The 16,660-nt window shown below is 74.0% G+C and carries 14 protein-coding genes; 9 read left to right on the top strand and 5 right to left on the bottom strand.

The features are described 5' to 3' along the window. Window positions 1-5: 5 nt before the first annotated feature. From ABD224_RS08635 to ABD224_RS08620, 4 genes are all read left to right on the top strand, one after another. Complete coding sequence (locus tag ABD224_RS08635) at window positions 6-1,205, top strand: glycosyltransferase (protein WP_425580940.1); 1,200 nt, start codon at window positions 6-8, stop codon at window positions 1,203-1,205. A gap of 324 nt (window positions 1,206-1,529) precedes the next feature. Next, window positions 1,530-2,087, top strand: coding sequence for a DUF6643 family protein (locus tag ABD224_RS08630; RefSeq protein ID WP_344048647.1), 558 nt, complete (start codon window positions 1,530-1,532; stop codon window positions 2,085-2,087). Window positions 2,088-2,773: 686 nt separating this feature from the next. Then, complete coding sequence (locus ABD224_RS08625; RefSeq protein ID WP_344048645.1) at window positions 2,774-3,373, top strand: Rv1733c family protein; 600 nt, start codon at window positions 2,774-2,776, stop codon at window positions 3,371-3,373. A 110-nt stretch (window positions 3,374-3,483) separates the two neighbouring features. Beyond that, entirely contained in the window at window positions 3,484-5,916 is a 2,433-nt protein-coding gene (locus tag ABD224_RS08620) for a right-handed parallel beta-helix repeat-containing protein (protein WP_344048642.1), read from the top strand. Here the strand turns inward: ABD224_RS08620 and ABD224_RS08615 are convergent. Then, complete coding sequence (locus ABD224_RS08615) at window positions 5,886-8,162, bottom strand: hypothetical protein (RefSeq protein WP_344048830.1); 2,277 nt, start codon at window positions 8,160-8,162, stop codon at window positions 5,886-5,888. The two genes, ABD224_RS08620 and ABD224_RS08615, sit on opposite strands and share 31 nt — an antisense overlap. Window positions 8,163-8,523: 361 nt before the next feature. On the opposite strand from ABD224_RS08615, the gene ABD224_RS08610 reads away from it, so the two are divergent. Beyond that, window positions 8,524-9,351 carry a DeoR/GlpR family DNA-binding transcription regulator gene (locus ABD224_RS08610; protein ID WP_344048640.1) on the top strand — a complete coding sequence of 276 codons (828 nt, stop codon included), beginning with the start codon at window positions 8,524-8,526 and terminating at the stop codon, window positions 9,349-9,351. 69 nt (window positions 9,352-9,420) lie between these two features. Then, window positions 9,421-9,894: an SRPBCC family protein gene (locus ABD224_RS08605; RefSeq protein WP_344048638.1), complete on the top strand. Its 474-nt coding sequence runs from the start codon at window positions 9,421-9,423 to the stop codon at window positions 9,892-9,894. A 73-nt stretch (window positions 9,895-9,967) separates the two neighbouring features. On the opposite strand, the gene cds1 is transcribed toward ABD224_RS08605, so the two are convergent. Next, window positions 9,968-11,092 carry an L-cysteine desulfhydrase Cds1 gene (cds1, locus tag ABD224_RS08600; RefSeq protein WP_344048636.1) on the bottom strand — a complete coding sequence of 375 codons (1,125 nt, stop codon included), beginning with the start codon at window positions 11,090-11,092 and terminating at the stop codon, window positions 9,968-9,970. 390 nt (window positions 11,093-11,482) lie between these two features. Here cds1 and ABD224_RS08595 point away from each other — a divergent pair, with 390 nt between their 5' ends. Next, window positions 11,483-11,806 carry a hypothetical protein gene (locus ABD224_RS08595; protein ID WP_344048634.1) on the top strand — a complete coding sequence of 108 codons (324 nt, stop codon included), beginning with the start codon at window positions 11,483-11,485 and terminating at the stop codon, window positions 11,804-11,806. Window positions 11,807-11,990: 184 nt separating this feature from the next. Next, on the top strand, window positions 11,991-12,500 hold the full coding sequence (locus ABD224_RS08590; RefSeq protein WP_344048632.1) for an ATP-binding protein: 510 nt from the start codon (window positions 11,991-11,993) through the stop codon (window positions 12,498-12,500). 87 nt (window positions 12,501-12,587) lie between these two features. On the opposite strand, the gene ABD224_RS08585 is transcribed toward ABD224_RS08590, so the two are convergent. Further along, window positions 12,588-13,826: an ROK family protein gene (locus ABD224_RS08585; protein ID WP_344048630.1), complete on the bottom strand. Its 1,239-nt coding sequence runs from the start codon at window positions 13,824-13,826 to the stop codon at window positions 12,588-12,590. Between the two features lie 48 nt (window positions 13,827-13,874). Next, on the bottom strand, window positions 13,875-14,525 hold the full coding sequence (locus ABD224_RS08580; protein ID WP_344048628.1) for an alpha-ketoglutarate-dependent dioxygenase AlkB family protein: 651 nt from the start codon (window positions 14,523-14,525) through the stop codon (window positions 13,875-13,877). A 91-nt stretch (window positions 14,526-14,616) separates the two neighbouring features. Here ABD224_RS08580 and ABD224_RS08575 point away from each other — a divergent pair, with 91 nt between their 5' ends. Next, complete coding sequence (locus tag ABD224_RS08575) at window positions 14,617-15,750, top strand: methyltransferase (RefSeq protein ID WP_344048828.1); 1,134 nt, start codon at window positions 14,617-14,619, stop codon at window positions 15,748-15,750. 7 nt (window positions 15,751-15,757) lie between these two features. Here the strand turns inward: ABD224_RS08575 and ABD224_RS08570 are convergent, their stop codons facing one another. Further along, window positions 15,758-16,648, bottom strand: a complete 891-nt coding sequence (locus ABD224_RS08570) for a class II fructose-bisphosphate aldolase (RefSeq protein ID WP_344048626.1) — start codon at window positions 16,646-16,648, stop codon at window positions 15,758-15,760. Window positions 16,649-16,660: the final 12 nt, after the last annotated feature.

The following is a 16,660-nucleotide window of genomic DNA, read 5'->3' as shown; positions in this document are numbered from 1 at the left end:
CCCGTGTGGGGCAGACTGCGCGGGTGAGCGTGATCGTGTGGAGCGCCGTCGGGTCACTCGCCGCCTGGCTGTGGCTGCTGCTCGGCCAGGGCTTCTTCTGGCGCACGGACGTCGGGCTGCCGCCCGGCGAGGACCCGGCCCCGGACGACTGGCCGCCGGTGTGCGTCGTCGTCCCCGCGCGGGACGAGGCGGCCGTGCTGCCCGCGAGCCTGCCCTCGCTGCTCGCGCAGGACTATCCGGGGCGGGCCGAGGTCTTCCTGGTCGACGACGGCAGCACCGACGGCACCGGGGAGCTGGCCCGGGAACTCTCCCGGCGGCACGGCGGGCTGCCGCTGACCGTGACCTCGCCGGGCGAGCCGCCCGCCGGCTGGACGGGCAAGCTGTGGGCCCTGCGGCACGGCATCGGCCTGGCACGCGCGCGCGGACCCGAGTACCTGCTCCTGACGGACGCGGACATCGTCCACGCCCCGGACAGCCTGCGCCGGCTGGTGGCGGCGGCGCGCACCGGAGGTTTCGACCTCGTCTCGCAGATGGCCCGTCTGCGGGTGGAGACCTGGTGGGAACGGCTCGTCGTGCCGGCCTTCGTCTACTTCTTCGCGCAGCTGTACCCCTTCCGCCGGATCGGCCGCAGGGGCACGCGGACGGCGGCGGGCGCCGGGGGGGGGGGGGGGCTGCGCACCGAGGCCGCCGAGCGGGCGCGGATCCCGGAGGCGATCCGGCAGGCGGTGATCGACGACGTGGCCCTCGCCCGGGCCGTCAAGGGCGGCGGCGGGCACATCTGGCTGGGGCTCGCCGAGCGGGTGGCCAGCGTGCGTCCCTACCCGCGGCTGCGCGACCTGTGGCGGATGGTCTCGCGCAGCGCCTACGCGCAGCTGCGCCACAACCCGCTGGTGCTGCTCGGCACGGTCGCCGGACTGGCGCTGGTGTATCTGGTGCCGCCGGTGGCGCTGGCCGCGGGCCTGGCGGCGGGCAGCGCGGCGGCGGCGCTCGCCGGGGGGCTGGCGTGGCTGGTGATGGCGGGGACGTACGTCCCGATGCTCCGCCACTACCGCCAGCCGCCGTGGCTCGCCGCCCTGCTGCCGTTCACCGCGCTGCTGTACCTGCTGATGACGGTCGACTCGGCGGTGCGGCACCACCGGGGGCGGGGCGCGGCCTGGAAGGGGCGCACCTACGCGCGTCCGGACGTCCTGCCCGACGAGGGGTGACCGGCGCGCGGGCTCACGGCCCGCACCGGCGTGTCCGCCTCCTTCGGCACGGGCGTGCGTGCCTCTCCCGCATGCCGGCCGGACGAGGTCCCGGCAGTCTCTCCCGCAAAAAGGGCCGGAACCTTCCGCAAGAAGGGCCGGAACGCATCGGTGAACCGCCGGTAACCCGCTCCGGAGCTCGAGCTTTTAGCACTCGGCTGCACCCGATCTCCGCCCTGCTTGTCCAAATTCACTCGTATTAGTGAGTTCGCATCACTGCCGACACGGGAAACAACCCCCTTATCGGTCTCCCCAACCCGCACGTCGTGGGCTTAACTTATGGCCATGACCTCCCCCCGCTCCTCTTATGGAGGCGGCTACTACTCTGCCTCCTCCTTCCCGGACACTCCGATCTACGACTCGCTCGTGGCCGAGCGGGGTACCCCGCAGATCGCTCCGATCCGGGTCCCCGCGCCGTACGACACGGGCAGCCACCTGAGCACGGGCGGCGGCAGCCAGCTGCCGGCGCTCCCCTCGGCGCTGCCCGCTCTTCCGTCGGCCCCGTCCCAGCCCTCCTACGGCGGTTATCCGCAGGCGCCGCAGCCCGTCCCGCCGCAGCCCGTCCCGCCGCGGCCCGCTCCGCTGCAGTCCGCTCCCCTGCAGCCTGCCCCGCTGCAGTCGGCTCCGCTGCAGTCCGCTCCGCTGCAGCAGGTGCCCCCGCCGGGCTACATCCCGCAGCAGGCCACCGCGCCACGCGGGTACCCCGGCCCGCAGCAGCCGCAGCCGCCGCGCCCGGCGGGGAACAACATCGGCTACGAGGCCATGCGCCCGGCCACGCCCCGCCCGGCTCCGGCGCCCTATCAGGACCCGTACGGCAACCAGCAGCAGTACCGCGGCTACTGATCCCCTCCCGGCTGCCCGTGCCACCCGGGGGAAAGGCCGCCATGGAGTCCTGGGGCCGGCCGGCAACCGGTGCTGGGCGTTGATCGACGACGGGGGAAAGGTCGTCGCACAACGCCGGCCGCCACAGCTCGCCCTGGCCGCACGCGGACGTGCTCCGGTCACGGTGTCCGCCTCGCGGCCGGGTGTCACGGCGTCGGTGGGCGTCCTCGGCGCACGGTGAAGGCCGTTCCGGCGGGCGAGACCGCCCGCGTCCGGTGCGGCGGCCCCGCGGGAGCCGCCGTCCGTCCCCTCCGCCTGGGCGCCTCCCGCCGCACGCCGTCCCCTCGCCCCGGACCATGCCCGGCCGGGCAGGACGGCGAGGCCCGCCGGCGGTCCCCCCGCTGCTCACCCCGCAGTTCCCCTGGCTCTCCCCCGCCCCCGACCGCCTCCCCTCGACACGCCGGTCACCGGGGACGGCCGGCGGCGCAGCGCACCCGCCCCGTTCAGCACCCCGCGCCGGCCTTCGCCCGCCGGGAACCCGGGCCGGGGCCCGGCCGTTGGTCCTCCCAAGACATTCCCGGGAGTCCTGGATCGACACCCGGGAACGATGCGGCTTTTCTCGACCGCGTCCGGGAACGGCCCGTCCCGCCGGAGACTTGACGGAACGGGACGGAACGGGAAGGAAGGGGAAGGGGGGTGCGGAGACCGTGCGAGCGATCAGCGGACTCTGGCGCTGGCGGCACAACCCGCTGCGGCGCACGACCGATCTGGTCGAGTCCTGGACGGCGCTGACGGCCCTGCTGCTCGTCCTCGTCGTCGCCCCCGTGACCGGTGTCCTGGCCGGCACCGCCGCCCAGCAGACCCTGCAGCAGTCCGTGCGCGACCAGCACCGGACCCGGTACGAGGTGACGGCCACGGTGGTGAAGGAGCTGAACCGGCCGGAGCCCGATCCGGAGCTCTCCCCGGGGCAGACGATGCGCACCCGCGTCCTCGCCGCCTGGACGGCCCCCGACGGCACCCGGCGGCACGGCCCGGTCCCCACGACCCTGAAGGACCCGAAGCCCGATGAGACCTTCGCGCTGTGGACCGACGCGCACGGCACCCCGGTGCCCCGCCCCCTGGACCCCACCGCGGCCGCCACCCACGCGGCCCTGGCGGGAGTCGGCGCGGCCCTGCTGACCGCGGGCCTCGTCGAGGCCGTACGCCGGCTGGTCCTCCGGCGCCTGGTCCGCCTCCGGTATGCGCAGTGGGACCGCGCCTGGGAACGGATGGGACCGGACTGGGGCCGTACCGGTACCGGTATCTGACGGCCTTCCGACTCCGGTCAACCCGCCGTCCGCAGGCACGCTACGGTGGACCGGCCGACGCACTCGGCATCGACCAACCCGCGTACGACGAGGTGGGGGCGCAGCAGAGCATGGCACAGGGCACGGTCCAGGTGACGCACACCGGCACATCGCGGTGGCGGCGCCGCACAGGTGAGTACGCATCGCTCGCCGCCGCCCTGGAGGCCGCGGCGGACGGTGACGTCCTCACCGTCGCCCCGGGCACCTACCGCGAGAATCTCGTGGTCCAGCGGGCGGTGACCCTGCGCGGCCCCGAGAACTCCCCCGGCTCGGTGCGCATCGCCCCCCTCGACGGGGTACCGCTGACCGTGCGCGCCTCGGCGGTGGTGCGGGACCTGCATGTGGAGGGCCAGGACACCACCGCGCCGGCCCTGCTGGTGGAGGAGGGCACGCCGGAGATCGCCCAGGTGCGGATCGTGACCCGGTCCGCGGCCGGCGTCGAGGTGCGCGGCGACGCCCGGCCCACCCTGCGGCGCTGCACGGTCGACAACCCGGCCGGCGTCGGCATCGCCGTGCTCGGCGGCGGCGGGGTGTTCGAGGAGTGCGAGGTCGTCGCGGCCGGGCAGTCGGGCGTGGCGGTCAGCGGCGCCCACCCCCGGCTGGAGCGCTGCCGGGTCCACCACACCTCCGGTGCGGGCCTGTCGGCGACGGGCGGCGACTCCGCGCTGGAGGCGGTGGGGTGCGAGGTCTACGAGGTGCGGGGCAGCGGCGTCCAGGTCACGGACGGGGCCACCGCGCACCTCACCGACTGCGATGTGCACCGCACCACCGGGGACGGCGTCACGCTCGACACCGACGCCGTGCTGACGCTCGCCGACTGCCGGATCCACGACATCCCGGAGAACGCGGTGGACCTGCGGTCGCGTTCGGTGCTGACGCTGACCCGGACGACGGTGCGCCGGTTCGGGCGCAACGGCCTGTCGGTGTGGGACCCGGGCACGCGGGTGGACGCCAACCAGTGCGAGATCTTCGACAGCACCGGCGACTACCCGGCGGTGTGGGTCAGCGACGGCGCCACCGCGGTGCTCGACGCCTGCCGGGTGCACGACGTGCCGGACGCGCTGTTCGTACTGGACCGCGGCTCCCGCGCGGACGTCGTGGACAGCGACCTGACCCAGGTGCGCAACACGGCGGTGTCGGTGAGCGACGGCGCCACCGTGCAGCTGGACGACTGCCGGATCAAGGACGCGTCCACGGGCGCCTGGTTCCGCGACCACGGCAGCGGCGGCACCCTCGGCAACTGCACCCTGGACGGCACCCGGACCGGCGTGATCGTCACCAAGGGCGCCGACCCCACCATCGAGCGGTGCACGGTCTCCTCCCCCGCCGAGGCCGGTGTCTATGTCTCCGCCGGGGGCCGCGGCAGCTTCCTGGGCTGCCGGGTGACGGACAGCAACGGCTACGGCTTCCATGTGATCGACGGCTGCCGTACGACGCTGAGGAAGTGCCGTACGGAGCGGTGTGCGCGCGGCGGTTACGAGTTCGCGGACGGCGGGCCGGACGCCGGGGCGGGATCGGGCCCCGTGGTCGAGGACTGCAGCAGCGACGAGAGCGGCGCGGTGCGCCTGCCCGCGGCCCGGGAGACGGTCGTGCAGACGGTGAGTGCGCGCCCCGGTCTGCTGAGCGCGTTCCCCGGGCAGCGCGCCACCGAGCAGGAGCCGCCGGTGCCCGCCGCCGGGCCGGAGCGGCCCGCCCGGACCGCGAAGGACGTCCTCGGGGAACTCGACGCTCTGGTGGGCCTGGACAGCGTCAAGCGGGAGGTGCGCGCCCTGATCGACATGATCGAGGTGGGCCGGCGCCGGCAGCAGGCCGGTCTGAAGGCCGCCTCGGTCAAGCGTCATCTGGTCTTCACCGGTTCCCCCGGCACCGGCAAGACCACGGTCGCCCGTCTGTACGGCGAGATCCTCGCCTCCCTGGGCGTTCTGGAGAAGGGGCACCTCGTCGAGGTCTCCCGGGTCGACCTGGTCGGCGAGCACATCGGCTCCACCGCGATCCGCACCCAGGAGGCGTTCGAACGGGCGCGCGGCGGTGTGCTGTTCATCGACGAGGCGTACACGCTCGCCCCGGAGGACGCCGGACGGGACTTCGGCAGGGAGGCCATCGACACGCTGGTGAAGCTGATGGAGGACCACCGGGACGCGGTGGTGGTGATCGTCGCCGGGTACACCGCCGAGATGGAGCGCTTCCTTTCCGCCAACCCCGGTATCGCGTCCCGCTTCTCCCGCACCATCACCTTCGGCGACTACGGTCCCGAGGAGCTGCTGCGGATCGTGGAGCAGCAGGCCGAGGAGCACGAGTACCGGCTGGCGCCGGGGGTGGCCGAGGCCCTGCTGGCGTACTTCACGGCGCTTCCCAAGGGCCCGTCGTTCGGCAACGGCCGGACCGCGCGGCAGACCTTCGAGGCGATGCTGGAGCGGCACGCGGGCCGGGTCGCCCAGCTCGCCGACCCCAGCACGGACGATCTGACGCTGCTCTACCCCGAGGACCTGCCCGCGCTGCCCTGAACCCCGGCACCGTCCGGCGGCTCATGGCCGTCGGACGGCGTGCCGTCGGGCGGCTCGTGACGCTGTGCGGGCAGGTCCGGGCGCAGCCGGGCGAGCAACTGCTCGCGTTCCTCGGCGAAGGCCGGGTCCGCCTGGTAGTCGGAGTGGCCGAGGACCGGGGCGGGCAAGGGATGCCGGGCGGTGCGGCCGTAGGCGAGCGGGTCCTTCAGCGGGGCGCGGTCCACCTCGAAGCCGCGGTCGCCGTCCGGCCGGACCGGGCCGCCGATGGGGTCGGTGAGCCGGTACAGATTGCGCCAGCAGTTCACGTCCCGGTGCAGGGCCTCGAGGGCGTCCGGGCCGAAGTGGGCCGGGAACCAGCGGCCGTAGAGCCGCTCCAGCGGCGAGCCGTAGGTCAGCAGCGCGACCCGTCCACGGACCTGCGGGGTGAGCTGCCAGGCCGCGGCGGCGGCCAGCACACTGCCCTGGGAGTGCCCGGAGAGCACCAGCCGGCCGCCGGTGGACCGGATCCAGGTCGCCATGCGCCAGGTGAGGTCGGGCACGGCCCGTTCGGCGTAGCAGGGCGGGGCGAAGGGGTGGGCGGCGCGCGGCCAGAAGGTGCCGACGTCCCACAGGATGCCGATGGTGCGCCGGGCGGAGGCGTCCTTGTAGGCGCGCCGGCCCCAGGTGACGAAGAGGGCGAAGCCCAGTCCGATCAGCCAGGAGCCCAGGAACTGCGCGGTCTGGGCCGCGCCCTGGAGGGCGGGGTGGGTGCCGGAGGCGGCTCCGGCCGGGGTTCTGCCGGTGGTGAGGGCGCCGGTGAGTGCGGCGGCGCCGAGGGCGAGGGTGACGGCGGAGACGACGCCGACGACGAGGGGGGCGTCGTCGGTGAGCGTCGCCATGGCGCGGGTGCGGGCGATCCGGCGCGTGCGCTCGGGGTCGGGCGGTTCGCCGGGGTGCTCCTGTTCGACCGTGGTGCGCAGGGCGCGGGCCAGCCGCCAGGTGCGCCCGGCGAGCCGGCCGCAGAGCACCAGCAGGACGAGGAGCACCGGCGGGATGATGGACGCCTGCCAGGTGAGCGTGACCGGCGGGCCCGGGATGGAGGTGCCGGTGCCGTCCAGCCAGTCGGCCACGCGCTGGCAGACCCCGCCGGACATCACGCCGCCGAGCGCGCAGGCCAGCGTCGCGACCGCGGGCCCGCCGAGGCCCCGCAGCACGGCGCGGGGGTCGGGGCGGGTGCGGTACAGGGCGTGCGCGGTGATGCCGAGGGCGATAACCAGCAAGCTCTGCACCAGCGCGAGACCGCCGAAGGCGGTGTCGCCGGCCAGCCGGCCCGTCGAGGTCCAGCCGGGGCGCGACCAGCCGGTGTACACGGCGGTGAGCAGGAGCAGCAGAAGGGCTCCGAGCGGCAGCCGCCGGGCGAGGTGACGGTCCAGACGCCGGTCGAGCCGGCGCTCGGAGCGGCCCCGGCGGCAGACGACCCAGACCACGGCGGCGGTCCAGGCGAGCAGGGCGGCGTGCAGAAGCCAGCCCAGGACGTCGAGGACCGCGGGGCCGCCGGGGCGGCGGTCGAAGGCCGCCGCGGGCGCGGCGACCGCGGCGGCGACGGTGAGCAGTCCGGCGGCGGTGTGGGCGGCACGCAGCCGGGCCACCAGGCGGCGGCCGTACCAGAAGCCGGGCCGGCCCAGGGAGCCGCTGCCGCTGTCCTCCTCGGGCTCGGGGTCGCGGGACATCGGCTGCTGGGACTCGTAGGCGCTCCAGGTGCGGTGGGACAGGTACCACAGCAGGCCGGTGAGCGCCGTCGGCACCAGGGCGGCGAGGACGAGACGGCGTCCGGGCGGGCTCCACCAGCCGCCGGCCGCGGGCGACAGGAGGCCCAGCCAGGAGTGGCGTGCGGCGCACGCGGGGGTGCCCGCGCACTGCCAGGCCGCGAGATCCAGGGCGACCTCGCAGGCGGCGGCGACGAGCAGGACGGTCAGGGTGAGGCCGGCCAGCCGTACCAGCAGGCCGTACAGGCGTACGGTGCGGGGGCGGCCCGCGGTGGCGGGGCGCATCCAGTGGGCGAGGTTGACCACCATGAACGGCAGCAGCAACAGCCACAGGGCGCGGGCGCTGTTGCCGGAGGTGAGGTTGCACCAGACGTATGCCTCGGGCACCGGGGTGTCGCGGTGCTTCTCGGGCCGTGATTCGGCGTCGACGTCGTCGGCGCGGCGGAAGACGGCCGCGGTGTCGTCGCCGGTGATCCGCACCGTCCGCGGATCGTCCAGCATTCTCTCGGGCGTGGTGCCGCCGACCCCGTGGACCAGGAGCTCCAGGGCGCATCCGGTCGCCGGATGCCGCTGCGCACGCTCCACCGTCCGCTCCCCCCGTGACACGTCCGTGGGTGTGTGGTGAGCCTGTGTCCGTGCGGACACCAGGATCGCCGCTCGTGGCGCGTGGCACACCCCCTGTCACCGAAATCTCCCCGGTACGGGTGACGAGCGCACACACGAGGGGCACAGGAGGACGGGGACGGCGGGTGCGCGGGCGGACTCCGGCGCGGCGACCGCCGACGCGGTGGACGCCGCACCGTGCGAGGATGGGATCTCCGCGCGTGTCGGACGGCTTGAGGCGAAAGGAACCGAAGCACACGTGAGCGAGAATCAGAACCTCCTCGCGGAGCAGCGGCGTGCCCTGATCGTGGACGAGGTCCGGCGCCGTGGCGGTGTCCGGGTCAACGAGCTGACCCGGAAGCTCGGCGTGTCGGACATGACGATCCGCCGCGATCTGGACGCGCTGGCCCGCCAGGGCGTGCTGGAGAAGGTGCACGGCGGGGCGGTTCCGGTCATGGAGGCCAGTACGCACGAACCGGGTTTCGAGGCCAAGTCGGGCCTGGAGCCGACCGCCAAGGAGGACATCGCGCGGGCGGCGGCCCGGCTGGTCGCGCCGGGTACGGCGATCGCCCTCTCGGGCGGGACGACGACGTACGCGCTGGCCCACCATCTGCTGGACGTGCCCGATCTGACGGTGGTCACCAACTCGGTGCGGGTGGCGGACGTCTTCCACGCGGCGCAGCGCGGCTCCGGTCAGCGCCAGGGCCCGGCGACGGTCGTCCTGACCGGCGGGGTGCGGACGCCGTCCGACTCGCTGGTGGGTCCGGTGGCCGACCAGGCGATCGCCACCCTCCACTTCGACATGCTGTTCCTCGGGGTGCACGGGATATCGACCGAGGCCGGTCTGTCCACGCCGAACCTGGCGGAGGCCGAGACCAACCGGCGGCTGGTGCGGTCCGCACGGCGCGTGGTGGTGGTCGCCGACCACACCAAGTGGGGTGTGGTGGGCCTGAGTTCCTTCGCCTCGCTGGAGCAGGTCGACACCCTGGTGACGGACGCCGGGCTGCCGGCCGAGGCACGTGCCGAGGTCTCGGAGCATCTGCGGCTGGTGGTGGCGGGCGAGACCGAGGACGCGGCGGACGCCTGACCGGGTGTCGGATACAGTGGCCGTGCACGGTCCGGCCGTCCGGTTCGCATGCCTGAGGGGGTTGCGTCCATGGCTCGCCAACTGCGCCCGGTGGGGATCGACTTCGTGGGCGGCGCGCCCGTACGGCTGGTGTTCGCGCGGGAGATCTCCGCCTCCCCCGGGCGGGTCTTCGGCGCGCTCGCCGAGGACGTGCCGGGCTGGACCGAGTGGTTCTCGGCGGTGACGTACGCGCGGCCGGCCGACGGCGGCGCCAGGCGCGAGATACACCTCAGGGGCGGGGCCCGCTTCCAGGAGACGATCCTCGCCGCGCGGCGCCCCGAGCTCTACGCCTATCGCGTCGACACCACCAACGTGCCGGGCGCCCGGGCGCTGGTCGAGGAGTGGCGTCTGGCCCCGGCCGGCACCGGCACCCGTGTCCAGTGGACCGTCGCGGCCGACGGCACGGCCCCTTTCCGGCTCGCCCTGACCCTGGCCCGGTGGGGTCTCGGCCTCTCCTTCCGTGACGCGGTGACGTCCCTGGACCGCCGTCTGTCGGTCCGGTGACCCGGCCGGACCGCAGCGAACACACCTGACGGACCCGAAGAACGCACCCGGCGGACCCGAACGGGCCGCCCGCTCAGTCCGGCCACACTCCCGTCGCCAGGAACGACTCGATCGCCGCCGTGTACGGGGCGCAGTCCAGGCCCTGTTCGCTCAGCCAGGTGTCCGAGTAGTACTTGTCGAGGTAGCGGTCGCCCGGGTCGCACAGGAGGGTGACGACGCTGCCGCGGCGGCCCTCGCGCAGCATCTCGGCGACGATTTTCAGAGCGCTCCACAGCCCGGTGCCGGTGGAACCGCCCGCCTTGCGGCCGATGGCCCGCTCCAGGGCGCGCACGGCGGCCACGGCGGCGGCGTCCGGGACCTTCATCATGCGGTCGATGGCGGCGGGCACGAAGCTCGGTTCCATGCGCGGCCGGCCGATGCCCTCGATGCGCGACCCCGAGTCGCAGGTGACGTCCAAATCGCCGGTGGTCCAGCCCTCGAAGAAGCAGGAGTTGTCGGGATCGGCGACGCAGACACGGGTGTCGTACTGCATGTAGCGGATGTAGCGCGCGATGGTCGCCGAGGTGCCGCCGGTGCCCGCGGTGGCGACGATCCAGGCCGGTTCCGGGAACCGTTCCAGACGCAGTTGACGGAAGATGGACTCGGCGATGTTGTTGTTGCCGCGCCAGTCCGTGGCCCGCTCGGCATAGGTGAACTGGTCCATGTAGTGGCCGCCGGTCTCGGCCGCGAGAGCGGCGGAGGCCTCGTACACCGCGCGCGGGTCGTCCACGAAGTGGCACCGTCCGCCGTGGAACTCGATCAGGCGGCACTTCTCGGCGCTCGTCGTACGCGGCATGACCGCGATGAAGGGCACGCCGATCAGCTTGGCGAAGTACGCCTCCGAGACGGCCGTCGAGCCGCTGGAGGCCTCGATCACCGGGCGGCCCGGACGGATCCAGCCGTTGCACAGGGCGTACAGGAACAGCGAGCGCGCCAGACGGTGCTTGAGGCTTCCGGTCGGATGGGTCGACTCGTCCTTCAGATACAGATCGACGCCCCACTCCTCGGGAAGCGGGAAGCTCAGCAGATGGGTGTCGGCCGAGCGGTTGGCGTCGGCCTGGACCTTGCGGACGGCTTCCTTCAGCCAGTCGCGGTATCCGCTGTCGCTGCGGTCGACGTCCAGGGTGCCGCTGGTCCGCCGCTGCCGGGTGATGCTCACGCAGGGCTCCTTGTGCTGTGCGCCGACAGCGTGTCGCGCGGCCGGACACTCCCGATGATAGACACCTTCAACACGCTTCTCACCTGCATAAACGAACCTTTGAGAGGCTCAAGGACACCCTGGGGGCACGGCTCACCGAAGCCTTTGCGGGGCGCAGGGCCGCACGCAGGGCTGCACATGGCCGGGGACGCGTTCGCACACGTGCTCCGAAGCGCCGTCCGTGAGCCCTCCTGGGGCACTGGTGCTCGCCGCCGAAGAAGTGCAGACTGCACCGCGCGGGACGAAAGAGCCCGACGGGCCCACACTGGATGCGGACGAGCCCGGCGTCGACCCGCGGATCGGACGGAGTCGTCGAGCCGGCGACGCGCGCGAGCGAGGGGGCGGGACGAGATGGCGGAACCGGAATTCACGGCCACAGGCGTGCGCATCGGCAAGCGGCTGCGCTCGCTCACCCGGGCCGGGCAGGTCCGGATCAGCGACGGCAGGCTGGAGCTGCTCACCAGCTACGGCAGTGAGATCGACAGCGCGCCGCTGAGAGCGGTGCGCGCGTCCCAGCCCTGGTACGCCCCGGACGACCGGGCGCTCGCCGATCTCGACGGCAAACGGTACGTGCTGACCCTGGGCGACCACGACCCCGCACCGGGCGAGCAGGGGCCGCCGGCGGCCCGCCGGTTCATCGAGGCCGTGCGCCGGGCTGCGAAGCGTAGCGGCTGAGCGACGGCGAGTTGCAAGACCCTGTGTCGTAGGTCACTCTTGTCTCACGTCACTCAGGGTTTACCGGCGATAACGCTGCGAACCAGCCCGCCGGCCACGACAGCAGGCGGCAGTGTCACGGAGGCGCCCTGCTGCATTCGAAACGTCGTGTTCTTCCGGACCTCAACGTCGGGGAGTCGCAGCCGTGATCAGTCACCCCAGCAGGCACTGCACGGTGGAGCTCCAAGCCCTGCCGTCGCGGATCGGTCAGGTCCGCAGAATCGTATCGGCGCATCTGCGCTACTGGCATCTGGACTCTCTGATCGACCGGGCCGCGCTCGGTGTGACAGAGCTGTTGACCAACGTCCACCTGCACGCCCAGCCGGACAAGTCGTGCACCGTGGAGCTCGAGCTGCTGCTCGACCGGCTCACGGTCTCCGTACGCGACCACGACCCCCGTCTTCCCGTGGTGGAGGACATCGGCAAGATCGCACCGCTGGCCACCGAGGGGCGGGGGCTGGCGATGGTGGCCGCGATGAGCGAGAGCTGGGGCGCGCGCCCCGACGGCGACCGGGGCAAGGTCGTCTGGTTCACCCTGCCGACCTCCGTCCCCTCGGTCGCGATGCCGACACGTGCACCGGCCCTGGTGACCGCGGAGCAGCCCGCGCGCCGCCTCGCCGGTCCCGCCCCCGCCCGGTCGGCCGTCGCCGGCTGACCGGGCATCGCCCGGTGCCCGCGGGCACCGCCCCTTGTCCCCTCTTGTCTCTCCTTGTCTCCTCTTGTCCCCGCGCGCCCGGACGGCTCAGGCCAGCGCTGTCAGCGGGTCGTCCAGGACCGGCTGCCAGGCCAGTTCCGCCGCGCCGACCAGGCTGTTGTGGGCCAGGGTGCAGGGAAGGACGGGGACCTCGCCGCTCTGGCCCCACAGACTGCGGTCGGCGACGACGGCACGCAGACGGTCGGGAGCGGCCTCGAGAAGGGTGCCGTGGAGACCGCCGAGGATGATGCGGTCGGGGTTGAGGATGTTCACCAGGCCGGCCAGGCCCAGGCCGAGGCGGTCGACAAGGGCTTCGACGGCCGCGCGGACGGCCGGGTCGTCGTAGTGGTGGCGGATCAGGTCGTCGGCCTGCCGCAGCAGGGAGATCTCGGGACCCGGCTCGCGGCCGGCGGCGGTGAGGAAGGCCAGCGGATCCGCCTCGACGTCGAGGCAGCCGCGGCCGCCGCAGTGGCAGGGGCGGCCCTCGGGGTTGACGGTGAGATGGCCGACCTCGAGCGCCAGGCCCGAACTGCCCGTGTGCAGCCGTCCGTCCAGCACCAGCGCGCCGCCCACGCCCCGGTGTCCGGTCGCCACGCACAGCAGGTCGCGGGCGCCCCGGCCGGCGCCGTGCCGGTGCTCGGCGAGCGCGGCGAGGTTGACGTCGTTGGCGGCGAACGCCGGTCCGGTGATCCCGGCCGCGCGCACCCGCTCCGCGAACAGCCGGCGCACCGGCGCGCCCGGGGGCCAGGCCAGGTGGAGCGGGTTCAGGGCCAGGCCCTCCGGTTCGGCGACCGCGGAGGGCACGGCGAGCCCGGCGCCGACGCAGCGCCGGCCGGTCGTGCGCAGCAGCTCCGCGCCGGCCTCGACGACGGAGTCGAGCACCTTGGCCGGGTCGGCGTCGACGATCTCATGGCCGGACGCGGTGGCCACGATCCGGCCGCCCAGCCCCACCAGGGCGGCACGGAAGCCGTCGGCGTGCACCTGCGCGGCGAGCACGACAGGGCCGTCCTCGGCCACCGAGAGCCGGTGCGAGGGACGGCCCTGCGAGCCGGCCGCCGCGCCCGGCCGGGCGTCCACCCGGATCAGGCCCAGCGCCTCCAGCTCGGCGGCCACCGCACCGGCCGTCGCCCGGGTCACTCCCAGCTCCGCGGTGAGGACCGCGCGGGTCGGGGCGCGGCCGGTGTGCACAAGCTCCAGCGCGGGCCCGAGCGCAGCGCGCCCCCGGTCCAGCCGCGTTCTCGAGGTGCTCCCTTCCCCCGCCGTCCGGGGGTCCGCCTTGCCGCTCATGAGGGCGAGTCTCCCATGATCCGCATCCGTCGCGATCAGGGGCGCGGTCTATGCGCCGCTCACCCTCAGGGTGATGTTCAGCCGCCCGGTCAGCCCCAACTCCGGTGGGGCCGTGCCCGGGTGGATCCGCGGTACGCCGTGATGGGCGAAGCGGGAGGGGCCGCCGAAGACGAACAGGTCGCCGCCGCGCAGTTCGACGTCGGTCCAGGGCCGGGCACGGGTCTCGGTGTTGCCGAAGCGGAACACACAGGTGTCGCCGAGGCTCAGCGACACCACCGGCGCGTCGGACTTCTCGTCGCTGTCGCGGTGCATGCCCATGTGCGCGTCGGCGTCGTAGAAGTTGATCAGGGCGATGTCGTACGCCGCCTCCGGGACCGCCTCGGGGCCCAGCGCGTCCGCCACCGCCCTGCGCCCCAACTCGCCCAGCCAGGCGGGGAACGGCTTGACCGGGGCGCCGTCGCCGTCGACGGCCGTGCGGGCGTAGCCGTACGGGTACCAGTGCAGGCCGAGGCAGACCTGCCGCGCGGTCATCGTCCCGCCGCCCGGGGTGCGCACCGTGCGCAGGCCGGCCGGCGGGCGGGCCCACGCGCGGCAGGCGGCGAGCAGCCGGTGCTGAAGCGCCGGATCCAGCCAGTCCGGTACGTGCACGGCTCCCGGAGCGATCCGCGCACGGCTCCGGGGGAACAGCTCGGCGTTCATGCCTCCATCCTGCCGCAGCGGCTGTGGGCTGCGGCTCGGCCGGCCCGGCGGCGACGAGCCCTCGGTTAGCCTGGCGGCGATGAACCAGCGTATGACGACTGCCTGGGGCGAGCCGGTGCTTGCCCGGTTTCCCGAGGACCCACGCGACCGGCTGCGGGCCTGGGACGCCTCCGACGAGTACCTGCTGCGGCACCTCGACGAGCGGAAGGCGGATCTGTCCGGGACCGTCGTGGTCGTGGGCGACCGGTGGGGCGCCCTGGTCACGGCGCTGGCGGCGCACCGGCCGATACAGATCACCGACTCCTTCCTCGGGCAGGAGGCGACCCGTGCGAACCTCGCCCGCAACGGTGTCGGGCCCGGCACGGTGGGCCTGCTCACCACGCAGGACCCGCCGCCCGGCCGTATCGACGTGCTGCTGGTGCGGGTGCCCAAGAGCCTCGCCCTGCTGGAGGACCAGCTGCTGCGTCTGGCGCCCTCCGTGCACGCGGACACGCTCGTGGTCGGCACCGGGATGGTGAAGGAGATCCACACCTCGACGCTGACGCTGTTCGAGCGCATCCTCGGCCCGACCAGGACCTCGCTGGCCTGGCGCAAGGCCCGGCTGATCTTCTGCACCCCCGACCCCTCCCTGGAGCGGCCCGCCAATCCGTGGCCGTACAGCTACGCCCTGCCCGACGGCATCGGCATCATGTCCGGCCGGACCGTCGTCAACCACGCGGGGATCTTCTGCGCCGACCGCCTCGACATCGGCACCCGCTTCTTCCTGCGGCACCTCCCCGACGGCCGGGGCGCCCGCCGGGTGGTGGACCTGGGCTGCGGCAACGGTGTCGTCGGTACGGCGCTGGCGCTGGCGAACCCGGACGCGGAGGTGCTGTTCACGGACGAGTCGTTCCAGGCCGTGGCCTCGGCGGAGGCGACGTACAAGGTGAACGGCGCACCCGGGCGCGCCGAGTTCCGGATCGGCGACGGGCTGGCCGGGGTGCCGGCGGGCAGTGTGGACCTGGTGCTCAGCAACCCGCCGTTCCACTCGCATCAGGCGGTGACGGACACGACGGCCTGGCGCATGTTCACCGGCGCGCGGCGTGCGCTGCGCCCCGGCGGCGAGCTGTGGGTGATCGGCAACCGGCACCTGGGCTACCACGTCAAGCTGCGCCGGCTGTTCGGCAACAGCAGGCTGGTCGCCAGTGACCCGAAGTTCGTGGTGCTGAAGGCCGTCAAGAGGTGACCCCCCTTCAGGAGGCGGTCCCTTCACCGGGCGTGGCCCCCGCACGGGGTGTGCCGACCACCCCGATGAGCCTGCGCACCTCCCCCGCCATCGCCTCCCGCCCCGCGCCGAGATAGGTGCGGGAGTCGACCGCCTCGGGGCGCTCGGTGAGAAAGCCGCGGATCGCGCCGGTCATCGCGAGGTTGAGGGCGGTGCCGACGTTGACCTTGGCGATGCCGCCGGCGACGGCGGCGGTCAGCTCGCCGTCGGGCACTCCGGAGGAGCCGTGCAGGACGAGGGGGACGTCCAGGGCGCCGGCGAGACGCTTGATCAGATCGTGGTCGAGGGAGGCGGTGCGCTCGGTCATGGCGTGGGTGTTGCCGACGGCCACGGCCAGGGCGTCCACCCCGGAGCCGGTGACGAACGCGTGCGCCTCCTCGGGGTCGGTGCGCGCCCCGGGGGCGTGGGCGTCCAGCGGCGGTGCGCCGTCCTTGCCGCCGACCTCGCCCAGCTCGGCCTCGATCCACAGCCCTCGGGCGTGTGCCCAGGCCGCGGCGGCGCCGGTCGCGGCGAGGTTCTCCGCGTACGGCAGCCGGGAGGCGTCGTACATCACGGAGCTGAAGCCCGCGTCGGGCGCCTGGCGCAGCAGGTCGTCGCTCTGCACATGGTCGAGGTGCAACGCCACGGGCACGGCGGCCCGTTCGGCCGCGGCGGCGGCCGCGCGGGCGAGCGGCAGCAGCCGTCCGTGACGGAATCTGACCGTGTTCTCGCTGACCTGCAGGACGACGGGCGCGCCGGCCGCCTCGGCACCGGCGACGACGGCCTCGATGTGCTCCAGCGTGATGACGTTGAAGGCGACGACGGCGGAACGCGCGGCGGCGGCGCGGGCGACCAGTTCGCCGGTGGCTGCGAGCGGCACGGTCTGTTCTGG

It is taken from the genome of Streptomyces thermoalcalitolerans, assembly GCF_039525155.1.
Taxonomy (GTDB): Bacteria; Actinomycetota; Actinomycetes; order Streptomycetales; family Streptomycetaceae; genus Streptomyces; species Streptomyces thermovulgaris.
The sequence above is the reverse complement of the archived record's forward strand: the minus strand, read 5'-3'. Positions and strand labels throughout refer to the sequence as shown.

Bases quoted from the DNA above. Each gene is read 5' to 3' on its own strand.
- ABD224_RS08630 (WP_344048647.1), top strand. From the start codon at position 1,530: ATGACCTCCCCCCGCTCCTCTTATGGAGGCGGCTACTACTCTGCCTCC.
- ABD224_RS08595 (WP_344048634.1), top strand. From the start codon at position 11,483: ATGGCGGAACCGGAATTCACGGCCACAGGCGTGCGCATCGGCAAGCGG.
- ABD224_RS08580 (WP_344048628.1), bottom strand. From the start codon at position 14,525: ATGAACGCCGAGCTGTTCCCCCGGAGCCGTGCGCGGATCGCTCCGGGA.
- ABD224_RS08605 (WP_344048638.1), top strand. From the start codon at position 9,421: ATGGCTCGCCAACTGCGCCCGGTGGGGATCGACTTCGTGGGCGGCGCG.
- ABD224_RS08575 (WP_344048828.1), top strand. From the start codon at position 14,617: ATGACGACTGCCTGGGGCGAGCCGGTGCTTGCCCGGTTTCCCGAGGAC.
- ABD224_RS08620 (WP_344048642.1), top strand. From the start codon at position 3,484: ATGGCACAGGGCACGGTCCAGGTGACGCACACCGGCACATCGCGGTGG.
- ABD224_RS08585 (WP_344048630.1), bottom strand. From the start codon at position 13,826: ATGAGCGGCAAGGCGGACCCCCGGACGGCGGGGGAAGGGAGCACCTCG.
- ABD224_RS08615 (WP_344048830.1), bottom strand. From the start codon at position 8,162: ATGCTGGACGATCCGCGGACGGTGCGGATCACCGGCGACGACACCGCG.